Annotated in this window: 1 protein-coding gene; it reads right to left on the bottom strand. The window is 73.3% G+C overall.

What is annotated here, in order from left to right:
* Positions 1 to 1110, bottom strand: a 1110-nt coding sequence (locus MCBG_RS03330; RefSeq protein WP_043323771.1) for an NACHT domain-containing protein, incomplete at both ends; no start/stop codon positions are given.

The raw sequence follows: 1110 nt of genomic DNA, 5'->3' as shown, positions 1-1110 counted from the left end.
TTCCTCGCCCCGGTTGATCTGCTCGGCGACGCCCTCGGCGACCAGCCATTCCATGACCGAGGTGTGGATGAACCCGAACAGTCCGTCGTCGGTGCGGACGAGCAGGCTGCCCGCGCCGACCGCCGTGCGCCCGCCTTGCGGGCCGGACAGCCGCGAGTCGGCGCGCCCGGCGAGCTGGCCGGTGGACTCGGCCAGCTCGGCCAGGCGCAGGTACGCCTCGCCGCTCTCCCAGAGCTGGAACGCCAGCCGGCTCACCGCCTGCCACAGCTCGGGGCGGCGCAGGCTCACCGGCGCGCCCGGGATGCCCTGGGTGCGGCGCTCCTCGAAGTCCAGCCAGGACTCCAGGATCTCCCGGTACAGCGCGGCGGCGCTGAACGTGCCACCCGCGCCGGCGACGGCGGCGAGGCGCCCCTCGTCCAGGTTGGCGATGAAGCCGAGCATGCGCGGGTTGCGGGAGAGCCCGAGCAGGTCCTTCACGCCGGCCAGCAGGTCCATCCGCTCGCGGGCGGCCCGCTCGTCGCCGCCGTACCGGTTGCGCAGGAACGCCTCGATCTGCCCGGGGGTGAAGTCCTCCACGGCGAGCACGCGCCGGTGCGGCAGCAGGCCGACCCGTTCGCCGAGCGCGGTCAGCACCTGCGAGTTGGTCTTGAAGTGCTGGGTCCGGCTGCTCACCACGATCTTCGCGTTGCCCTCGGCGGCCTGCAGCAGCGTCTCCAGGTGGTCGGCCGCCCGGTCGTACGTGACCCGGGCGACCAGCTCGTCGAACCCGTCGAAGAGCAGCACGATGCGGCCCTGGCGCAGCATGTAGCGGAACGCCTTGAGGTCGATCACCTGCTCGCCGTGGTTGGCCAGGTGCGCGGCGACCAGGCCGTCGACGGAGTGTGCCTTGTCCAGCGCGCGCAGCTCCACCAGGATCGGGATCAGGTCGGGCGCGGCGGTGGGCAGCCGCCGGGCCACCTCGCGCAGCGCGAACGTCTTGCCGCGGCCGAAGTCGCCGAGCACCAGCACGAACCGGCCGTCCGGGGCGGACACGGTCTCCAGCAGCTCGTCCACCACGTCGTCGCGCACGCGCTGGTCGGCGCCGACGAGATGGCGGTAGCGCTGCGGCAC

This window comes from Micromonospora sp. M42 (assembly GCF_000568915.1).
Lineage (GTDB): Bacteria > Actinomycetota > Actinomycetes > Mycobacteriales > Micromonosporaceae > Micromonospora > Micromonospora chalcea.
This window is presented reverse-complemented; position numbering and strand designations above follow the sequence as displayed.